We start from the raw sequence: 20,889 nt of genomic DNA on the forward strand, positions 1-20,889 counted from the left end.
TGGCATCATCGCCAGTTATCTTTGATTAATTATTTATTGGTTAAATATCAATATGTTGTGATTTTAATGAGTGTTTTTGACCGAGTTGGCACGCCTTTCGCTATATCCACTACGTCAAAAGAAAAAGGATGACTAAAGAATGAAGAATAATTATGAGTTGATGGCACCGGTTAACAGCGCACCGATCAAAATGTGGACACAGGGCGTGCCCGTAGAGCCAGAAGCGCGTGAGCAGTTGCTGAATACGGCCAAAATGCCGTTTATTTTTAAACATCTGGCGGTGATGCCGGATGTGCATTTGGGTAAAGGCTCCACCATTGGTAGCGTGATCCCTACCCGTGGCGCAATTATTCCGGCGGCCGTTGGCGTGGATATTGGTTGCGGCATGATTGCGGTGCGTACTTCGCTGGTGGCGTCCGACCTGCCGGATAGCCTGGCCGGGCTGCGTAGCGCCATCGAACAGGCGGTACCGCATGGCCGCACCTCGACCCGTTCCAGAAGAGATAAAGGGGCCTGGGAAACTCCACCGCAAACGGTCGATCAGCATTGGGCCACGTTGCTGCCGCGCTTCAAGCGTTTGACCGACAAATATCCGCAGTTGCTGAAAACCAACAACTATCAGCATTTGGGAACGTTGGGAACGGGTAACCACTTTATCGAGGTTTGCCTGGATGAAACGCAGCAGGTGTGGGTGATGCTGCATAGCGGTTCCCGTGGCGTGGGGAATGCCATCGGCTCATTGTTTATTGCGTTGGCGCAGCAGGATATGCAACAGCATATCGCTAACCTGCCGGATCGTAATCTGGCCTATTTCGAGGAAGGCAGCCAGCATTTTGATGACTATATGGAAGCCGTGGGTTGGGCGCAGGATTTTGCTCGTCATAACCGGGAAGTGATGATGGAACACGTGCTGGCAGCGCTGTCGCGTATCGTGACTAAACCGTTCACCACTCAGCAAGAGGCTGTGAACTGCCACCATAACTATGTGCAACGTGAGACGCACTTTGGTGAGCCGGTGTTGGTGACGCGTAAAGGTGCCGTGTCTGCGCAGAAAGGGCAGATGGGGATCATCCCCGGTTCAATGGGGGCGAAAAGCTTCATCGTGCGCGGATTGGGGAACGAAGAGAGCTTCTGCTCTTGCAGCCATGGCGCTGGCCGCACCATGAGCCGTACGGCGGCGAAAAAACGCTTCACCGTGGCCGATCAGATCCGGGCCACCGAACATGTGGAATGCCGTAAGGACAGCGAGGTGATCGATGAGATCCCAATGGCTTATAAAGATATCGATGCGGTGATGGCGGCACAGTCTTCACTGGTGGAAATCGTCCATACCCTGCGGCAGGTGGTGTGTGTAAAAGGATAACGTGATGGAACAGCAATTAAACGGCGTGGACAGCGCCATGCGGGAAAGAGTCCGGCAAGCGTTGGGTGAGGTAGAAAAACGTTACGACGTGCGGGTGCTTTATGCCTGCGAGTCTGGGAGTCGCGGCTGGGGCTTTGCCTCGCCGGACAGCGATTACGACGTGCGCTTTTTGTATGTTCATCCACCAGAATGGTATCTGCGGGTAGAAGCGCAGAGGGATGTGATAGAGCTGCCAATCGATCATGAGCTGGATGTCTGTGGCTGGGAATGGCGCAAGGCGCTTGGCTTGCTGAAACGGGCTAACCCGACGCTGATCGAGTGGCTGGATTCACCGGTGGTGTATCAGGAAGCCCCTGAGAGCGTCGCGGCGTTACGTGATGTGGTGCCGGAGTGGTTCTCCGCGCAGCGGGCGCGTTGGCACTACCTGTCGATGGCCAGGAAAAACTTCCGTGGCTATTTGCAGGGGGAGCAGGTACGGCTGAAGAAATACTTCTACGTGCTGCGCCCGTTGCTGGCGGTGCGCTGGATAGAAGCGGGCAAGGGCGTGCCACCGATGCGTTTTGACCAACTGTTGGCTGGCACGGTGGCGGATCCGCTGTTGTTGGAGGAAATCCATGAATTACTGGCGGCGAAACGGCGCGCAGGTGAGGCAGAGTATGGCCCGCGTAGAGAAAGGATCCACGCGTTTATCGCTCAGGAACTGACGGCGGATGCCCGGCAGGAAGCCTTGCCCGACAGCCCGGCCCGCAGCGACCAATCGCTGGATGAACTGCTTTATCGCACGGTGATGGGGTAATCAACCGGGGAGAAGGAAGGCTCCCCGGTCATGAAATGATAAGGATAAAAAATGAAAACATGGTTAACACGTTTATTTGGCAAGGATATTCCAACGGCTTTCCCGGCTCCTTGGGCGGCGGACCGTACGGCAATTTATCGTTGGTTGGCACCTTGGCAGCATAGGGCCGAGCCATTGCCCGCGGAAGCGCAAACCTTGCCGGATGAGCCCCCGGCCATTGATGGCAAAATCCGTTGGTCGGCAGGGGCGCTTGATGGAGTTTTTGGTCATCATGGGGGCACAACCGAAGATGAATCGCCGGTTGAGGCCATCATGGTTACACTAAGAAGTGTGTTGCATAAGCCGCAGCAGCAGAATGTCGAGCAGCTCTATAATCTGTTGTGTCAGGAAACTCCGTTAGATTATATCGATGCATTGTTGCCTGAGGTTGCACAGGATCCGCAGTTGCCCGCCAACACATTGCAAGCTTTGGTGGAATGGCTGGCCACCGAAAGCCCGGATCGTAACGTGGTCAAGGTCGCCATGGCGCTGTTGGCTCTGTTCCCGACGCAGAAAAACCGCGAGATACTCAACGTATTGGGAGGGCATGACGAGTTCACACTCTATGCGGTAGTGGCATTAGGATCAATGCTACCCGCCGATGAGTATGAAAGCGCCTGGCTTGCATTAGCCAAGCGGACTGATGGTTGGGGAAGAGTACAACTGATCGAGCGTTTACCCACCCCCTTGACGCAACAAAGCCGCGATTGGTTGATCTGCGAAGGTTATCGCAACGCGGTGATGTATGAATACACTGCCTGGCATTGCGCTATCCATGGACAACTGCTCCAGGCAATGCAGCGGCAACCTGATGCGGCGCGGTTATTGGGCGCTGCGGAGATTTTGCAGGCGTTAATTAATGGCGGTCCGGCGCGGGATATGCATGATTATGACGATGGCGCACAGGCTTGCGAATGTTATCTGCGATGCTTGTTAGCGGCTCCTCCGGCAGAAATACAGCATTATCTGGCGGCGGGTGATATTGCACGTTTTGCACAGGAACAAAGTGGTGCAGAGAATGCCACGTGGACTCAGGATCAGTGCGGGCGGCTGGTCGAACTGACCAATGCGGTGATGGCACAGCCGCAATGGCCAGGTGTTATCGACAATGACTTGCAGGGGAGTGACAAGTATCTTTTCAATCTGGCCGTTGCCGCTAGCCGGCTGCGTCAGCAGGATCCGTGGGAGGCCATTTACTCACGGCAGTCAGCAGATCCAACGGATGACAACTGGTATCAGTTAATGCAGACCGACCAACCAGAGCATATTGCCAGAGTGATATCGCTGGCCGAACAGCAGCTGGATTTAGGGGCTATCGCCTCCGGTCCAGGAACGGCGATGGGGCTAGGGTTGGCTTACCGACAGCATCAGGCGCTGGATTTTGTGCTGCAGGATCTCAAAAAATTCCCCGGCATGGGCTGGTCATTGTTGGCGGTAGGGTTACGTAGTGAGGTGATCCGTAACCGGCATATGACGCTGAACGCTTTAGAAGCATGGCCACAGACTGCTTGGTCACCTGAAATGTTACAGGCTTTGCTGGTGGGCTTACGTATTGAACCCGATGAGCAGTTACGCGAGCGGCTGCAAGCGTTGTGCGCAAATCTGAAGATTGCGACAGCCTGAGTCGATGTAGGTTTGGTCAACCGCCCTGAGAGTCATTCTCAGGGCTTTTCAGTTTTTAGCGATAAAAATGTTTTGCCGATGATAGGCCAACTGGCTGGCATCCGGAGGGAAATCGACCGGTTGCCTCAGCCTGCGACCTTCATATTTGGCAAAGTTCTCTTCGCTGATGGTGCTTTTCAGTTGTTTAAGGCGCGGTGAAAGCACCAGCTCAAGGTGTTCATTAAAGGTGATTAACCCGCGATCGAACGCTTTATCGTGCAGGTTGGACAGACATAATCCGTTGTTGGGGTTGAGCCGATGTTCAACGGTATGCTTCCACGGGCGGATATGGCTGGCGACCAGCAGCATCGGTTCTTCCAGTTCGGTCAGGCAACAGCGATTTTCATACGCATCCAGCACCCGCTTGCGGAACAACTGCTGGCCAACACGCGCATTGATGATGGTGGTTCTTTCTCTGCCACTGAAGTCTTCTATTACGCTGTCATGTAAGGCCGTGACCGGAGGCTGCAACTGTGTCATCGCAAATTGGCACTGCCGTTCAAAGGCGTCACTGTCGAGGTTCATTTCCTGCCATAGCGCTTCATCTGCTTTGGATGCCCCTGTCAGTCCACGACGGCCAGAGTTAACGATAAACGGATCCAGACTGGCGATATTCACTAACTTCATTGCCAATGCCGAAGGTGAGCGGCCGATTAACCCGGCATAGTGGATAATGTCGGGGTTTTTGGCGTGCAATTTACCAAAAGGGATTTGGCTGTATAGCGTAAAAGCTACCAGCAACTGTTCCCGTGTCCAGAGATTGACGGCAACCATCAGGGCCTCGTTGTGGCATAACTTAATGGTGTTAGTTGAGCCACTTACTATGCCAGGCACATCGGTGATTGCCTACTTTCATCGATAACATGCAGCGCCCCTACGTGGCGAGCCAGTGAATAAATGTTTGCAGCCTCAGGGGGCCGTGGATTTTGTCTGAGATTAACGGCGTCCTGGATGACCTTTCCCATGATCATTGATCCTTTTTACGGTCAGTTAGCTATCCATTCAAACTACCGATACCGTAGGACATCGTGATCGCTGGCTCAAGATAAGCTCAGGTAATTAAGTGATAAGCTTCGTTAAGGAGCTTGACGTGGATTGACATTAGCGGGAGAGAAGCGGGAGCCAAAGGGTAAAAAGCCAGGTTGAGACTATTCTTCCCACCCCAGCGCTGTGGCTTTCAAACGCTGGCGTAAACCGTTGCACGTTCGATTCCCTCTCCTTGGGGTGTACAGACCGGGGACATGGTAGACAGGTGTTCAAGGACATGGTGAACACTTTTTAACATCCTTTACCCATGATGATCGACCTATTTCTCAGGTCGATCATCCCCACTTTCGTGCTGTACCACCATACCTCGTAGTAGCCCTCTCTCTCACTTTCCTTCAGCCCGACATATTCACCGATAAAGGCCTTGCCCACTTTCAGACCCATCCCTTTCAGGCTCAGTTTTCCACTGACATCCACTTTCCTGACCAGGACCCCCTCGTCATACTCGGCTGCCGCCGGATTGCCATTGTACTGTCGCGATGAAGGCTGATAACGGGACGCTGGCACCGCCATTGACAGGGCTTCGTGTGGGCGTTCCAGGTTGTAGGTATCTCGCCAGGCGTCGAACACCTCCTGCAACTGCGCGGCATGGGTAAACCACCGTCCCTGCAGGAGCTCTGCCTTCAGGCTGCGGTGGAAGCGCTCCAGCTTACCCTGAGTCTGAGGATGATAAGGCCGAGAGTGACCCACCCGGATACCCTGACGCATCAGCCACAGTTCCAGCGCGGTCCAACTGCCCGTCGTGTCGCCCCAGGGGGCACCATTATCCATGGTCATTCTCTCCGGCAAGCCATAACGTTCGAACACCGCTATCAACTGTGACTGCACGGTGACACGTCGCTCGTCCGGGCAGTGCGCCAGACAGAGCGAGAAGCGCGAATGGTCATCCAGCAAGGTCAGCAGATGACAACGCCCTTCGGCGAAGGGGAAGTGGCCTTTAAAGTCCATCTGCCAGAGTCGGTTCGGGGCGTCATGTTCAAAGCGTCCGACGGTGGGCGCCGGTGACGGACCGCCCGGTAGCAGGTCATGGCGGCGCATGAGGTTATGCACGGTGCTGGCGGCCGGTAACGTATGCCCCTGCATCTCGAGCCACCGCTTGAGCTTGCGTGCGCCCCACATCGGATGGGCCAGGTGTGCAGCGCGGAGATGTTGGACAACGGTGTCAGAGGTTCTGCTGGGGGAATGGTGTGGCGCTCGAGAACGTTCGTTCAGACCGGCGTGCCCATCAGAGTGCCAGCGATGTAACCACTTGTATGCGGTAGCAGGCGCTATGCCGAACTGACGGCATAGCGCACGGATATTAGCGCCTTCTTGCGAGGCGAAAAGCACAAACTCGGTACGTAATGACATGGCAGATCTCTCATCCCACGGCATAAGCAACTCCACTCAGAAGTACTCATACCTATGTTGTAAGTGTCTACCATGTCCCCGAACAAGTGTTCATGATGTCCCCGGTCTGTACAGGGGAGAGGGTTAGGGTGAGGGAGAATAACGCTGTTATTTCAACGCAATGCGGATCACATCATCCGGATCGGTCGCTTCTTTTTCACGGCTTGAAGCCTGTTTCACGCTCACATACAGCGTCTTACCATCTGGTGACAGTGCCAGGCTGTTTGGATGCGTTGGCGTCTTGATGGTTTCCAACAGCTTGTAGCTCTTGGCGTCGATTACGCTCACGGTGCCTTCTTTACGATGAGTGACGTAGACTTCATTACGCGCTGGGTTAAACAGCACGGCCAGGGATTCCGGCACGTCGATCTTCTGCAGAATGTTGCCGTTGTTGGTATCAACAACCAGCACCTGTGGCTGTTTGGAGTCGGTAATAAACGCACGATGGTTTGCCGGATCCAGGCTGATATTCAGGAAGAAGTGTTCCTTAGACTCATCCAGCTTCTTACGTGACAGCACCTTGTTGGTTTTGGTATCGATAGTCACCAACTCGCCATCGGCATTGGTCACATACAGGCGGCTTGCCGCTGCATCCAGCGCCAGACCGGTACCGTATTTACCGGTTTCGGTGATGGTGGTGCGCAGGGTCAGATCCTTGCCATCCACAACCCAAACCACGCTGGATTCGCCCAGGCCGGTGATATAGACGGTGTCCGTGGTCGCGTCTGCCACCAGCTCACGTGGGGCTAATGGTTTCACGGTATCAGAGCGTTTACGCGCATCCAGCACCAGGCGGCCTTTCACTTCGCCGGTTTTGCCGTCGATCGCGGTCAGCGAGTTACTGGTGGTGTTACCAAAATAGAGAGTGTCGGTCTTGGTATTGATGGCGGCACCGAACGGTTTGATATCGTTATGAATGATCTGCGTGATATCCAGCGTTTGTGGGTCGAGGCGATAGACGATGCCGCCCTTATCCAGCTTGCGGCTCTGTGAAGTTGCCAGATACAGCGCATTCTCGCCCTGGCTGTACACCATCTCGTAAGCGCCTTTACCTACCGGCTTACGCAGCAGTTCCGTTTCTGTCTGTGCCAGCACAGAGGTGGAAAACATCAGGCTGCTGAGCAGTAACAGAGGGTAAACCGCACGTCCGCCAAACTTACGGCTGGTGGTCATCATAGCGTTCATAAAAGCTCCATTTCATCAAAATACAGGTCACCACCGGGCTGCTGCTCGGCGGCTAAATCGGGCTCAACATTGAATCGAAAGCAAAATCTGGCCGGTCATGTCATTGCATGCGGCTCACTATATTTGTGAATGATAATCATTATTCTTACGGAAGGGGAGCACTTTTGTTGCTTGGGGCGATAACTGTCACGTTTAGGGAAATCAGAGAGAGGAGAATATCCAGCCAGTGTCTACTCTTCGGTCAGGATCAGGCCCAGACGCTCGGCGGTCTTTTGGATAATTTGGCCAAGGGTTTTATGGCTGAGAAGACGGCTGGAGGGTTCGACTATTGAGAGTTCACTAGCCATGACCCGTTGGCCGCCAAACAGGACCAAGGCGAAATGATCGTCATCTCTTTTTGAGTACCACTGCATTCCGTCAACATTATGATGCTGTTGATAAATAGCCTGCGACCAGGCTCGGGTTTGTGAGTATTCGAGCTGGGAACTACCGATCAATTCGTCACGATCGATGCCCATATAGATGCAGTCCTGTGCTCGGCAACTGACGACGTTAAGATCCCGCTCTAGTTGCAACTGGATGTAGTGCATATTGGTAAATGGGCGTAAGTCGAAAAATTCCGTTTTGCCGGTGGCGACCACATCGTGAAAAACCGATTCTGCGATTGCGGCTTCGCAACTGCTGGCCAGATACATGGTGGGGATCAGATCCAAGGCCGCATCCCAGATAGGGCTGAAGCGGGCTCCATACTCATGGGGAAGCAATATTCTGCCGGGATTAAAACTGTCACCGGGGTACTGCGCATCATGGCAGCGATGTAACACCGTGCCTTTGGGGATGACTTCGATTCTTACCCGCAGAGTCTTACCAGGGGCAGTAATCTTGCGGCCAAGAAAAATGGGTGAACCAAAATCTTCCTTTTTGGGCTCACCCTTCTGTTTAATTTTGTTCTGCCCCATCGGCGATCCTTTTCGCTTCATATTCCGCCGCCGCAATCACATTGGCCGGATATGATTGCAACATCTCCATGGGACGGCGGCCAGCCAGCAGGGCGTTTGACGTCGCGAACCACTGGGCAAGCCCCCAGCCGTGTTTCAGGTTTTTAAAGCTGGCGAGTAACACTGCCATAACGGGGAGAGGGCGATAGTTATCATCCAGCGCATAACGGGGAAAGAGTTGTGTTGCCCCTTTCTTCAATGAAAATATGCGGTTATGGCTTTTCCATTTGCTTGGCTGGGCCGAGGGGTTCTCGGTAGCAAAGCCTGCCAGATGGGAAATCTGCTCTGCCGTGAGCCATTCACTGGCCGCCAGGATATGCTCACGCCCGCGCTCCACCTTGGAGATATCAACCAGTCCGCTGTGGTTGACGGGCTTTTGCGTATCCCGCGGAAGAATTATCCGGGCAGTGTCATCTGGATTGATCTGTTGCTCCAGGCTATGAAACATGGCTTCAAAACGTGTTTCGTCGATGTGGCATATGTCGCCATGATCGTTTTCAGCTTCTCTAACCTGGCGGAGAGTTTGCAACATGATTTTCAGGTGCTCTTCGACCACGCCGAGAGACGTTGAGTTGTCTATATCAACTTTCAGCTGAAAGAAAGGCTTCTGCGCCTTCATTTTCCTTTTACTGATGACCATCTGCAGCCCATCTTCCCTGATCCTGAGGCCATCTCTGTTGATGTCGATTTCTCGGGCCAGCATTCTCTTCTCCCGTTAGCTAAAGCTAACCGTTTTAACCATTCTAACCAAACTATCCTCAGTTATAGCAGGTTGTGTGAGAATTGACCAGAACAGATGCAGGCAACATGTTCAGTCGAAGAACGAACTCACAGCCTAATCGCACCAGCAACAGCCTGATCTGCAGCAGCTTTTTCGGCCAGATAACGGGCAGGGGGCTTACCTACTGCTTTACGGAACATGGTGACAAAGCCACTGGCACTCTCGTAGCCGAGATCTAACGCCACGGTCTGGACGCTTTCACCTTGGGTTAAGCGTTGCAGAGCCAGCATCACATGTAATTGCCGCCGCCAGTGGCCAAAGCTCATGCCCATCTGCTGTTGCAGCGTGCGACTGAGTGAACGCTCGCTCATGCCAATGCGTTGTGCCCACTGGCCCAGAGTGGATTTATCGGCGGGGTTGGCCAGCAGTTGTTCGGTCAGTTGGCGGATGCGTGCATCATTGGATACCGGCAGGTGCAGGTTCTCCAGCGGTGCGGCGGCCAGTTGATCCAACAAAACCTGCGCAATACGCCCTTCTGGGCCCTCTTCCGGGTAGAGAATATCGAACTGGCTGGCCTGCAGCAGCAGCTCTCGCAGCAAAGGGGACACTGTCAGAGTGCAGCAGTTTTGCGGCAAACCAGGGATGGCGTCCTGCTCAACGAACAGGCAATAGCATTCACTTTGGCTGGTGGCCCGCGCGTTGTGGCTGACGTTACTGGGCATCCATAGCGCGCACTGTGGCGGCACCAGCCACAGGCCATTTTCCACTTCGCAGCGGATCATGCCGCGCACCGTGTAAATCAATTGCGCCTTGCGGTGACGATGATGGGTGCATTCCCAGTCTTTCTGCACGCTTGATGCCTGAACCGCGAAGATGGCGCGTGGCACGTTATCGATATCGGGTCTGGGATGCTGGCAAGTGGCTTTCATGAGAACAATTATCACATTGGCGTGTTTGAGCAATATTATGTCTTGATTGTGCAATGTGGTCTAGCGCCAACGCCGATAGAGTAAGCGCCACTGGCGTGTTTTGTGGTAACGCGCTCATGACCGATAACGCAAAAGGAGAGGCTATGCACCAGGAAAATGTCATCAGTCAACTTCTGGCCTGGATTGAGCAAAACCTGGATCAGCTCTTGACGGTGGGTAGCATCGCGGCCAAATCTGGCTATTCCAAATGGCACCTGCAACGGATGTTTAAACACTTCACCGGTGAAATGTTGGGGAGCTATGTCCGGCGCAGAAGGCTGACGGCGGCGGCGCGTGAACTGCGCCTGACCAGCACCACGGTTGCCTGTATCGCAGATAAATACCAGTTCGATTCCCAGCAGACCTTCACCCGGAGTTTTAAAAAGCAGTTTGGTGTGCCGCCAGCGGCCTATCGCCGCAATCTGGACTGGCCTGGTGAGGGTTTGCAACCGCCGTTGCATATGACCAATGAGCCAACGCCAGAGGTGGAGATTATTGCGCTGCCGCCGATGAAATCAGGGGGGCACGTGCAGCAGGGGAGCTGTACGCTGGGGCAAGTGGGTACTCGCAACAGCCGCTGCTCCAGCAGGGATTATCCGTCACCGCGTATAGCCTGAAAGGCGACATCAGGCATTGTCAGCAGAGGTTTCAACGGCGGCAATCGGCTGTAAATATCTTATCTCGATCCACCATGGCGAGGGGGAAATGGGCTACGCTAAGGCAGGAATTTACCAAAAGAACACTTTTCCCCATATCCGGCTACAAAAAAGTGAGGTATCGGCGCGAGTAATGTTTCCATCTTGGCGGCAAGTGCACATATAATGCGCATCCGGTCAAACCAGGCCGGGCAGAACACATACCATTTTTAGCCAGTGCGGCCACCACTTTACTACGAAGATGAAAATGAGCATTCGCGCGTTATTAACCCTGTTTACCGCTCTGGTTGCATTCAGCCAGGCTGCCTTCGCCGTTGTATACCCTTTGCCCGCCAAAGACAGCCGTCTGGTTGGGGAAAATATTCAGATCACCGTGCCTGCAGACAGCAAATTGCCGCTGGAGAGCTTTGCGGCTCAATACCAGATGGGCTTGAGCAACATGCTGGAGGCTAACCCTGGTGTTGACCCGTTCCTGCCGCTGCCAGGTAGCACGCTGACCATCCCACAACAGTTGATCCTGCCAGACGCCCCGCGTGAAGGCATCATTATCAACAGCGCAGAAATGCGTCTGTACTACTATCCGAAAGGCACCAAGACCGTCGTGGTGCTGCCGATTGGTATCGGCCAGTTGGGTAAAGATACGCCGCTGGACTGGGTCACTACAGTACAGCGTAAGAAGGCAGGCCCAACCTGGACGCCAACCGCTAAAATGCGCGAAGAGTACGCTGCCGATGGTGAAATCCTGCCAGCCGTATTCCCGGCAGGCCCGGATAACCCGATGGGTCTGTACGCGCTCTATGTTGGCCGTCTGTATGCGGTCCATGGTACCAACGCCAACTTCGGTATCGGCCTGCGCGTGAGCCATGGCTGTGTGCGTCTGCGTGCTGATGACATCAAATACCTGTTCGACAGCGTGCCAGTAGGCACTCGCGTACAGTTCATCAACGAGCCGGTGAAGGCTTCCGTTGAGCCAGACGGTTCACGTTACCTGGAAGTGCACAACCCGCTGTCTGCCAACGAAGAAGAGCTGAAGTCGAAAGAGCCAGTGCCAATCACCATTACCGCGCCGGTTGGCAAAGTGCTGATGGATCCAGCCGTTGACCAGAGCGTCGTGGACGCGGCCATCAAGGCTCGTTCCGGTATGCCGGTTAAAGTGAACTGATTTAGGCTGTTGCTGTGAAAAAGACGCCTGCGGGCGTCTTTTTTTATGGAATTTAGATGGTGAGTAGATCGTTAACAATTGTGGGGTGGCGCTCAATCATCAGCAAGATTTTGAGTGAAGAGCCGGAGGGTATTCGGCGATTTTGTTCCCAACTTTGCACTAGGGAAGGACTAACTCCAACCGCCTGCGCAAACTCTTCCTGCTTCATGCCGCTGGCTTCGCGTAGTGATTTCACGTTGGGGATATGATGGCGATGGACACGAGCAGGCTGCATTTCGCCTTTTTCAATCGCGACCATCTGTTCCATGCTTTCGACCAGATCGTTAAAAAGTTCTTTGTCCACTGTGCAACCTCTAAGCAAGTGCTATACCTTGTGCGGCACCGTTTAATTCAGTTTATCCGTTAACGCTTTAAGTATCGCTTTCTCGGATTCGGTTAAGTCGTCTTTGGCGTTTTTAGGATAAACAATCAGTAGGTAAAGCTTGCCGCTGCGGGTGATAACGTAATAGATAACTCTTACACCACCTTGTTTCCCCATGCCTGGACGGTTCCATCGGATTTTTTTACAACCGCCTGTTTTACTTATAGTATCGCCGTCTGAGTGATATTTTAACAGGTGGGTTTGTAGTTCACGAAAGCTATCATCGTCTAATAGGGTTTCGCGTTGCCTGCTAAAAACTGGGGTTTCGATGAACTCAAAGTATTCCATTACGACGCCTCCATATCATTCACAATACTCGTACATAGTACGACAATCAAGTTCTGATGGTTTATTGTACAGAAAAATTGCACAGACGCCTGCGGCAATCTCAGTTTGACAATATTGTGGAGTTTGTAGGGGGGCCGTACGGGCCCCCTTGTGAGTTTGGTGGGGAATGTCTGCAGTTTCAGAAGACGCCTGCGGGCGTCTTTTTTATGGGAAAAACTCAGCGTGTTCGCTTGGCTACCAGGGTGAACTTGTAATCTTCGCTTTTAAAGAAGTTGCGGCTGAACTCAAACACCGTGCCGTCGTTGAGAAAACCGGTGGAGACCTTCTCCAGGATCGGTTTCTGCGGATCGATCCCTAACGCCTTCACCACCTCTTCGCTTGGCATTACCGGGATGATCTCCTGCTCGCTGCGGTCAATCACCCGCTTTTTAACCTGTTCGATGTAGTGATATTTGGATTTCTGCATCACTTCGTAACTGAGGTCGGGGAACAGCGCCAACGGCATCCAGGTCTCTTCCAGCGTGACCGGTTTTTGCTTGATATAGCGCACCCGTTTGACGTAATACACTTTGTCTTCAGTAGTCAGGTGCAATGCTTCGGCGATGGTTGGGCTGGCCTTGGCGACTTCAAAGATCAGCACGTCGCTGTGGGTTTCCACGTTGCGATCCGCCAACTTTTCATAAAAGCTGGTGAGCTGATAGATATCGTAATTGACCTTTTCCTCTTTGACGTACCAGCCACTGCCCTGAATGCTCTCAATCACCTGCTCTTCGGTCAGCAATTTCAACGCCTGGCGCACCGTTACCCGGCTGACGTTGTACTCCTCGCGCAGTAAAGCCTCGGTCGGTAACGCGTCGCCGGGTTTCAGTTCACCATCCGCAACCTGTTGGCGCAGGGTATCCGCAATCTGGCGATAAATAGGCTTTTTGCTCACGCTTGAGTGTCCCCGGCTGGTTGTTGGATCTGCTGCCCGCATTCTAGCCTTAGGCCAGGGATAAACAAACCAATAACGCTATTTCTCGGTAAGTTGTTTTTAAGTTGAATTAATACAAATTTAATACAAAAATGACGTTGATTTGAAATTGATCACAAATTGGTGTGGATTGTGTTGGTATGATCGCCGCCTGTTTATTGACGGAGCCGCCCTGGCTTCAGCGTGAGGATTAAGATGGACCTGAGCAGCCTGACCCACCCCAGCCTGATAAACCTGCAAGTAGCCTTTGCGGGGCGCGATCAGGCCATTCATCTGCTTGCCGACCAACTAGATGCGCAAGGCAAATTACACGACAAAGCGGCTTTTCTACGCGAGGTCTTTGCCCGGGAAGCGCAAGGCCCTACCGCGCTGGGTGAAGGGCTGGCGGTGCCCCATGGTAAAAGCGATGCGGTAAAGGAAGCCGCATTTGCCGTTGCCACGCTGAACACGCCGTTGGAGTGGGAAGGGATTGATGGGCCGGAAAGCGTCAACCTGATCTTCCTGCTGGCGATCCCGCAGGCGCAGGCCGGTACCACGCATATGCAATTACTGACCAGCCTGACAACGGCGCTGGTGGATGACGATATCCGCGCGGCAGTGTTACAGGCCAGCACTCCGGAACAGTTGTTGGCCCTGTTGGCAGGAGGGACGCCGGAATCTGCCCCCAAACCGCAGGATGATTCGCGGCCTACGGTGGTGTGCGTCACCGCTTGCCCGGCCGGTATCGCCCATACCTATATGGCGGCGGAATATCTTGAGAAGGCGGGGCGCAAGCTCGGCATCAACGTGTATGTGGAGAAACAAGGAGCCAACGGGATCGAAGGCCGCCTGACGGCGGAACAGCTAAATAGTGCGACGGCCTGCGTGTTCGCCGCCGAAGTCGCGATTAAAGAAGTGGAGCGCTTCAACGGTATCCCCCGTATCGAAACGCCGGTCGCCGAGCCAATCAAACACGCCGAACGCATTTTGCAGCAGGCATTGGCTGTGGGCCAATCCGCTAACGGTGCTGAGCGGGTGCAGCAAAGCGAAGCGCCGGTGCAGAAAAATAGCGTGAAGACCGAACTCAAACAGGCATTACTCAGCGGGATCTCTTTTGCAGTGCCGCTGATTGTGGCGGGTGGCACGGTGTTGGCTGTTTCGGTACTGCTGGCGCAAATCTTTGGTCTGCAGCATCTGTTCGATCAAGAGAACTCTTGGCTGTGGATGTACCGCAAGCTGGGTGGTGGCATGCTAGGTATCTTGATGGTGCCGGTATTGGCGGCCTACACGGCATATTCGCTGGCGGATAAACCGGCCCTTGGCCCAGGTTTTGCGGCCGGGCTGGCGGCAAACATGATTGGTTCCGGCTTCCTTGGCGGTATTGTGGGCGGCCTGATCGCCGGCTATCTGATGCGCTGGGTGAAAAACCATGTGCGCCTCAGCCCCAACTTCAACGGTTTCCTGACGTTTTATCTTTACCCGGTGATTGGCACGCTGGTAGCGGGCAGCTTGATGCTGTTTGTGATCGGCGAGCCGGTGGCCTGGTTGAACAACAGCCTGACCGCCTGGCTTAACGGCCTGTCTGGTACCAACGCGTTGGTGCTGGGAGCGATCCTCGGTTTTATGTGTTCTTTCGACCTCGGCGGCCCGGTGAACAAGGCAGCCTATGCGTTCTGCCTGGGTGCGATGGCCAACGGTGTGTTCGGCCCTTATGCGATCTTTGGCGCGGTTAAAATGGTCTCGGCCTTTACGGTTACCGCTTCAACGTTGCTGGCCCCACGGCTGTTCCAACAGTTCGAGATTGAAACCGGTAAATCGACCTGGTTGCTTGGTCTGGCAGGCATTACCGAAGGGGCAATCCCGATGGCAATTGAAGATCCTGTGCGGGTGATCGGTTCCTTCCTGGTGGGATCGCTGGTGACCGGTGCGATCGTTGGTGGGATGGGGATTGGCCTGTCGACGCCGGGCGCGGGGATCTTCTCGCTGTTCCTGCTGCACGATAATGGCCTCGGTGGCTTGCTGTCGGCAGCCGTTTGGCTGGGGGCGGCGCTGCTTGGCACGGCGATCTCAACATTGGTGCTGATCCTTTGGCGCCGTCAGGCGATGAAGCAGGGCAAATACACCCTCGTTCAGCCGCAGTAATTCCAGACGAATTAGCTGTCTTATTTAGGAATTGATTATGAAAGCTGTATCACGTGTTCACATTACACCGCATATGCATTGGGATCGTGAGTGGTATTTCACCACCGAGGAGTCACGCATCCTGCTGATCAACAACATGGAAGAGATCCTGACCCGGCTGGAAACCGATCCCGAGTATCGCTTCTATGTATTGGATGGGCAAACGGCGGTGCTGGAAGACTACTTCGCCATCAAACCAGAAAACCACGAGCGGGTGAAAGCGTTGGTGCAGGCTGGCAAGCTGATCGTTGGCCCGTGGTATACCCAAACCGATACCATGGTGGTGTCAGGGGAATCGATCGTTCGTAACCTGATGTTTGGCATGCGCGACTGCCTGTCCTTTGGCGAACCGATGAAGATCGGCTATCTGCCGGACTCTTTCAGCATGTCTTCGCAGTTACCGCATATTTTCAACGGGTTTGGTATCACGCGCGCCATGTTCTGGCGCGGCTGCTCCGAGCGCCACGGCACCGACAAGACCGAGTTCCTGTGGCAAAGCAACGACGGCAGCGAAGTTGCGGCACAGGTGCTGCCGCTGGGTTACGCCATTGGTAAATACCTGCCCGAAGATGAAGCCGGGCTGCGCAAACGGCTGGACAGCTATTTCACCGTGCTGGAAAACGCCTCGGTTACCAAGGATATCCTGTTGCCGAATGGCCACGATCAGATGCCGCTGCAACAGAATATCTTCCAGGTGATGGCCAAACTGCGCGAGATTTACCCGCAGCGCGAGTTTGTCATGAGCCGCTTTGAAGAGGTCTTCGAACGGATTGAGGCCAGTCGTGAACGTTTGGCGACGCTGAAGGGGGAGTTTAACGACGGCAAATACATGCGCGTGCACCGCACCATCTCGTCTACCCGCATGGACATCAAGATCGCCCACGCCGAGATCGAGAACAAAATCGTTAATATCCTCGAGCCGTTGGCGGCGATCGCCTGGTCGCTGGGTTTTGAATACCATCACGGCCTGCTGGAGAAAATGTGGAAAGAGATCCTCAAGAACCACGCCCATGACAGCATCGGCTGTTGCTGTAGCGACAAGGTACATCAGGAGATCATGACGCGCTTTATTCTGGCGGACGACATGGCGGAAAACCTGGTGCGCTTCTATATGCGCAAGATCGTCGACAATATGCCGGTACAGCACGCAGATGCCGACAAACTGACGTTCTTCAACCTGCTGCCTTACCCGCGTGAAGAGATGATCAACACCACCATTCGTATTCGTGCCCAGCAGTTCTCGCTGGTGGACGAACAGGGCCAGCCGGTGGAGTATTTTATCCGCGCCGCGCGGGAGATCGATCCTGGACTGGTAGATCGCCAGATTGTGCATTACGGCAACTACGATCCCTTTATGGAATACGACATTCAACTCTGTCAGTCATTGCCCGCGATGGGATATTGCACCCTGCATATTCATGCCAACCAGGCAGGCCAGCAACGCCAAGCTGCGTCACAACCGGCAGAACTGTTGGAAAACGAGTATTACCGCATTGCCCTGAATGCCAACGGTACGTTGGATATTACCGATAAACAGAGCGGCTATCTCTATCAGCAGGTGCTGCAACTGGAGGATGGCTCCGACGATGGCGATGAGTATGACTATTCGCCTTCCCGTGAAGAGTGGTTGATCTATTCCACGCAAAGCGCAGTGGCTACCTCCATCAAACATGAGGCTTGGCAGAGTATCGCCACACTGGAACTGCGTATGGCATTGCCAGCCAACCTGCAACAGCGGGCGGAGCGCCGTAGTGACGGTTATCTGGATGTGCTGTGCCAAGTGACGTTAGCCCACAACAGCCGCCGGATCGATATTGAGATGTGGCTGGATAACCAGGCCGACGATCATCGCGTACGGGTGTTGATCCCAACGCCGTTCGCCAGTGAAAGCGTGCTGGCGGATAACCAGTTTGGCTGTATTACTCGTCCGGTGGACGATCCGGCGATGGCCGTTTGGCAGCAAGAGGGCTGGAAAGAAGCGCCGATCCCAGTGTGGCAACTGATGAATTTTGCCGCCCTGCATGACGATCTGCATGGGTTGGCGTTGTTTACCGAGGGGCTGCGCGAGTTCGAGATTGTTGGTGAGCGCCGCGATACCTTTGCCTTGACGCTGTTCCGTTCGGTAGGCGTGCTGGGTAAAGAAGAATTGCTGTTGCGGCCAGGTCGCCCTTCTGGCATCAAGCTACCAACGCCTGATTCCCAGATGCGTGGCAAATTGCATTGCCGGTTCAGCCTGTTCGGTTTTGCAGGAGATCCACACCGGGCGGGCGTGATGCAGCAGGCTCGGGCCTACGTCACACCGATACGCTGTTATAACAAAATCCCGTTTGATGCGATGAAGCTCAATCTGGCAAACTTCCGCACGCCGCTGCACTTTAGCCTGCTTTCGATGCCAGAATCAGGCCCAGTATTGAGCGTGTTGAAGAAGGCTGAGGATGCCGATGCTTTGATTATTCGCGTGTATAACCCTTCGGAGCAGGTGTCGATCGGCGGACAGTTAACATTGGCAGAGCCAGTCAAGGAATGGTTGGAAACTGGGATGGACGAGCATCCGCTGCCACAGCAGGATGTGGCTAAAGGGGATTTCACTACCTTGGCCCCTTGCCAGTCGAAAACCTTCCGCTTTATTCGCTAGCTAACAGCCAGAGGCGTGGATTGCCACGCCTCCGAATGCAGCTATAAACCGAATTGGCGTGCCAGTTGGTCGATAGCGTCACGCTGGAACTGGTTAAACGCTTCGCGGGGCTGCTGTTGCTGAATAAATTCCAGCATCGGGTCCTGCACCTCGGTGCGTATGCCGCTCAACTCTTCCATTACTGCCAGGCCGCAGAACGGCACATAGGCTTCGGAATAACCCCCTTCATGTACCATCACCAGCTTGCCACCACAGAGCCTGTCCGCAGCGCTTTGCACCTGCGCGGTCATAGCGCGGAAACTGTCGCTGTGCAACTGCATCCGCGCCAGTGGATCGATGGCGTTGGCATCGTAACCGCAGGCGATGATGATCATCTCTGGTTTGAACTGCTCCAGTGCCGGAATGACGATTTGCTGCATGGCGTAGTGATAGCCGTCGTCACCGGTCCCGGCCAGCAGCGGAATATTGATGTTGTAACCCGTTCCGGTCCCTTCACCGCGATCTTGTTCGCCAGCGTAGCCCGCCGGGAAACAGCCGTCTTGGTGCAATGAGATGGTCAGCACGTCATTACGTTGCCAGTAGATATGCTGGGTGCCGTTGCCGTGGTGCACGTCCCAGTCGATCACCGCCACCTTGCCTAGCCCGAAACGGTCTTTGGCGCGTTCGATGGCAATGGGAATATTAGCCAGGAAGCAGAACCCCATCGATTGATTCGGCAGGCAGTGATGGCCCGGTGGGCGCGACAGGGAATAGGCATTGTCCAGTTCACCTTTCAGCACCGCCTCGACCGCAGCGCAGGCTAGCCCGGCGGAGAGTTTGGCAATCTCATAGCTGCCTGGACCCAAAGGTGCCTCTTCTCCCAACATACCGCCGCCGTTATCACTCAGTTGTTTGAACCGTTGCAGATAATGTGCCGGATGGATGCGCAGTAAATCTTCCTCATCGGCCAGCTCGGCACTCAGCAGCTTGAGCTGGCGCGACAGGCCGGAAACGTCCATCAGGTTTTTCATCCGCCGCTTGGTTTCCGGCGATTCGGCATGCCCAGCCCCCGAAGGCGGCTGCACCCAGCCGCCCACCGGCAGCGTGGTGGCATGTAGGCCGGTGCTATGCCAGAAACAGCGTTCATCGAAGAAAAAACCGGTTGTTCTTTTCACCTTATGACTCCTGTTAAACGGCGCGGCGCGCGCGGTGAAGCCAGCGAGATCAGCAGCAGTGACAGTAGCGCACAGCTCAATGCGCCGATCAGCAATGCGTTGATCCCGCCGGAAGATTCGATCAGGTAACCTGCCAGCGTGGGGCCAATGGCCATGCCGCCGCCAATCACCAGATTGATGCTGTTCATCAGCTTGCCGTTGTTATCCAGCACCGAGACGCGCGCCAGAATAAATGGCAGCACAAAGGTCCAGGTAAACTTGAACATCACAGCGGCGAGGGTGAAGCGAATGAGTAGCGGGTTGCGGCTCAGCAGCAGGACGCTGGCAATCAGCAGGCCGTAGCCGATCCACAGCAGCGGTTTGTGGCTGCGTCTTGCGCCAACTAGTGCCGCCCCACCAGCCCCGATGATGCCAAACAGGGTGGCGGCGGCCAGCACCTGCCCGCTGTGCACCGGTGAAAGGCCTGCGGCCTCGGCGATAGTGCCGATAAAGGTCCAGACCGCGCTCAGGCTGATGTAAAAGGCCAATACCGCCAGCACGGCAAACAGCTTGTAGATGGGGGGGCTTGGAGGCATCTGACTGGCCGCGCTGTGGCTATGGCGAAAGCCGCTAGGGAATGCGCCCAGTAACGGCAGGCAACACAGCATGATCGCCGCCAGGATCAGATAAACGGCCATCAGGCCGAAATGAGCAAACAGCGGGGGCAATGCCAGCAAGCCGAATACGCCTAGCAGCAGTTGGCCCAGCACCCAAAAGGCATAGACCCGGCTGGGGTTGGCGGTGCCCGCCGCGCAGGAAATGCAGAGGATCATCAGCGTGCCACCGGCTAGTGAAGCGATAAATCGCAAGGCCAATAGCAGGCTGAAATCGGTGGCCATCGCCGAGGCCAGATTGCCGATCAGGAAGACGACAGCCGCCAGCGTGGCGATTTTGCGCCAGTTGATCCGGCTGATCCACCACCAGGCAGGCAGCGTGGCGATGCTCATGGCTCCCAGTTCGGTGGAAAACAGATGGCCGATCTGGCCTGGCGTGAGGTGCCACTGGCTAGCTAACTGGGCAGCGACGGCGGGGGCGGTCATCAGGATCCCCGGTGCGATGGCGGCAAACACGATAATCGCCGTTAACAGCCTGGGTGGGCAGGGGAGCAAGGCCCCGGCAGAAGGCACAGAAACTGCATCACTGGACATCGTCATTATCCTTGAGTTTCGTCAATCATTACCCTCCACGCTTTTTAAGCATGGGGAGGCCGCGCCAGCATTGGCGTATGGTTGA

17 protein-coding genes and 1 pseudogene are annotated in these 20,889 nt (G+C 54.7%); 7 read left to right on the plus strand and 11 right to left on the minus strand.

Features of this window, described 5'->3' with window-relative positions; genetic code table 11:
* Window positions 1–139 precede the first annotated feature (139 nt).
* Genes KGP16_RS03330 through KGP16_RS03340 form a run of 3 tightly spaced genes read left to right on the plus strand, consistent with a single transcriptional unit; the run spans window position 140 to window position 3,821 of the window.
* Window positions 140–1,363, plus strand: coding sequence for an RtcB family protein (locus tag KGP16_RS03330; protein WP_179248431.1), 1,224 nt, complete (start codon window positions 140–142; stop codon window positions 1,361–1,363).
* 4 nt (window positions 1,364–1,367) lie between these two features.
* On the plus strand, window positions 1,368–2,159 hold the full coding sequence (locus tag KGP16_RS03335) for a nucleotidyltransferase domain-containing protein (protein ID WP_094982194.1): 792 nt from the start codon (window positions 1,368–1,370) through the stop codon (window positions 2,157–2,159).
* Window positions 2,160–2,210: 51 nt separating this feature from the next.
* Complete coding sequence (locus tag KGP16_RS03340; RefSeq protein ID WP_223498854.1) at window positions 2,211–3,821, plus strand: hypothetical protein; 1,611 nt, start codon at window positions 2,211–2,213, stop codon at window positions 3,819–3,821.
* 48 nt (window positions 3,822–3,869) lie between these two features.
* On the opposite strand, the gene KGP16_RS03345 is transcribed toward KGP16_RS03340, so the two are convergent.
* From KGP16_RS03345 to KGP16_RS03370, 6 genes are all read right to left on the minus strand, one after another.
* On the minus strand, window positions 3,870–4,634 hold the full coding sequence (locus KGP16_RS03345; RefSeq protein ID WP_059199618.1) for an HNH endonuclease: 765 nt from the start codon (window positions 4,632–4,634) through the stop codon (window positions 3,870–3,872).
* Window positions 4,635–5,138: 504 nt separating this feature from the next.
* The gene (locus tag KGP16_RS03350; RefSeq protein ID WP_371822664.1) at window positions 5,139–6,293 is read right to left on the minus strand and encodes an IS481 family transposase; all 1,155 of its coding nucleotides are present in this window, start codon (window positions 6,291–6,293) and stop codon (window positions 5,139–5,141) included.
* A 111-nt stretch (window positions 6,294–6,404) separates the two neighbouring features.
* Window positions 6,405–7,406: a PQQ-binding-like beta-propeller repeat protein gene (locus KGP16_RS03355; protein ID WP_371822171.1), complete on the minus strand. Its 1,002-nt coding sequence runs from the start codon at window positions 7,404–7,406 to the stop codon at window positions 6,405–6,407.
* 305 nt (window positions 7,407–7,711) lie between these two features.
* Window positions 7,712–8,440: an RES family NAD+ phosphorylase gene (locus KGP16_RS03360; RefSeq protein ID WP_021807986.1), complete on the minus strand. Its 729-nt coding sequence runs from the start codon at window positions 8,438–8,440 to the stop codon at window positions 7,712–7,714.
* Window positions 8,421–9,182, minus strand: coding sequence for a hypothetical protein (locus KGP16_RS03365; protein WP_051363780.1), 762 nt, complete (start codon window positions 9,180–9,182; stop codon window positions 8,421–8,423). Before KGP16_RS03365 ends, KGP16_RS03360 begins: the two co-directional genes overlap by 20 nt.
* A gap of 125 nt (window positions 9,183–9,307) precedes the next feature.
* The gene (locus tag KGP16_RS03370; protein WP_021807988.1) at window positions 9,308–10,129 is read right to left on the minus strand and encodes a helix-turn-helix domain-containing protein; all 822 of its coding nucleotides are present in this window, start codon (window positions 10,127–10,129) and stop codon (window positions 9,308–9,310) included.
* Window positions 10,130–10,272: 143 nt separating this feature from the next.
* On the opposite strand from KGP16_RS03370, the pseudogene KGP16_RS03375 reads away from it, so the two are divergent.
* Both KGP16_RS03375 and KGP16_RS03380 read left to right on the plus strand, forming a co-directional pair.
* Window positions 10,273–10,728 (plus strand): annotated as a pseudogene (locus tag KGP16_RS03375) (helix-turn-helix domain-containing protein); the annotation flags it as partial.
* A gap of 337 nt (window positions 10,729–11,065) precedes the next feature.
* A complete protein-coding gene (locus tag KGP16_RS03380; protein ID WP_021179171.1) occupies window positions 11,066–11,986 on the plus strand; it encodes a L,D-transpeptidase family protein in 921 nt (306 codons plus the stop codon).
* A gap of 52 nt (window positions 11,987–12,038) precedes the next feature.
* On the opposite strand, the gene nadS is transcribed toward KGP16_RS03380, so the two are convergent.
* From nadS to KGP16_RS03395, 3 genes are all read right to left on the minus strand, one after another.
* A complete protein-coding gene (gene nadS, locus KGP16_RS03385; protein ID WP_071682469.1) occupies window positions 12,039–12,329 on the minus strand; it encodes a NadS family protein in 291 nt (96 codons plus the stop codon).
* 42 nt (window positions 12,330–12,371) lie between these two features.
* Window positions 12,372–12,695 (minus strand): type II toxin-antitoxin system RelE/ParE family toxin, encoded by a 324-nt coding sequence (locus KGP16_RS03390; RefSeq protein WP_039995466.1) that lies wholly within the window; start codon window positions 12,693–12,695, stop codon window positions 12,372–12,374.
* 217 nt (window positions 12,696–12,912) lie between these two features.
* Window positions 12,913–13,629: a GntR family transcriptional regulator gene (locus KGP16_RS03395; RefSeq protein ID WP_021807990.1), complete on the minus strand. Its 717-nt coding sequence runs from the start codon at window positions 13,627–13,629 to the stop codon at window positions 12,913–12,915.
* A gap of 234 nt (window positions 13,630–13,863) precedes the next feature.
* Here KGP16_RS03395 and mngA point away from each other — a divergent pair, with 234 nt between their 5' ends.
* Window positions 13,864–15,789, plus strand: a complete 1,926-nt coding sequence (gene mngA, locus KGP16_RS03400) for a PTS 2-O-a-mannosyl-D-glycerate transporter subunit IIABC (protein ID WP_179253644.1) — start codon at window positions 13,864–13,866, stop codon at window positions 15,787–15,789.
* A gap of 37 nt (window positions 15,790–15,826) precedes the next feature.
* Window positions 15,827–18,463, plus strand: coding sequence for a mannosylglycerate hydrolase (gene mngB / locus KGP16_RS03405; protein ID WP_223500831.1), 2,637 nt, complete (start codon window positions 15,827–15,829; stop codon window positions 18,461–18,463).
* Between the two features lie 41 nt (window positions 18,464–18,504).
* Here the strand turns inward: mngB and KGP16_RS03410 are convergent, their stop codons facing one another.
* Together KGP16_RS03410 and KGP16_RS03415 are read right to left on the minus strand one after the other, a co-directional pair.
* Complete coding sequence (locus KGP16_RS03410; protein WP_223500833.1) at window positions 18,505–19,617, minus strand: class II histone deacetylase; 1,113 nt, start codon at window positions 19,615–19,617, stop codon at window positions 18,505–18,507.
* Window positions 19,614–20,804: an MFS transporter gene (locus tag KGP16_RS03415; protein WP_059199629.1), complete on the minus strand. Its 1,191-nt coding sequence runs from the start codon at window positions 20,802–20,804 to the stop codon at window positions 19,614–19,616. The genes KGP16_RS03410 and KGP16_RS03415 overlap by 4 nt, the downstream gene beginning before the upstream one ends.
* Between the last annotated feature and the right edge of the window lie 85 nt (window positions 20,805–20,889).

It is taken from the genome of Serratia sp. JSRIV006, from assembly GCF_019968685.1.
Lineage (GTDB): Bacteria > Pseudomonadota > Gammaproteobacteria > Enterobacterales > Enterobacteriaceae > Chania > Chania fonticola_B.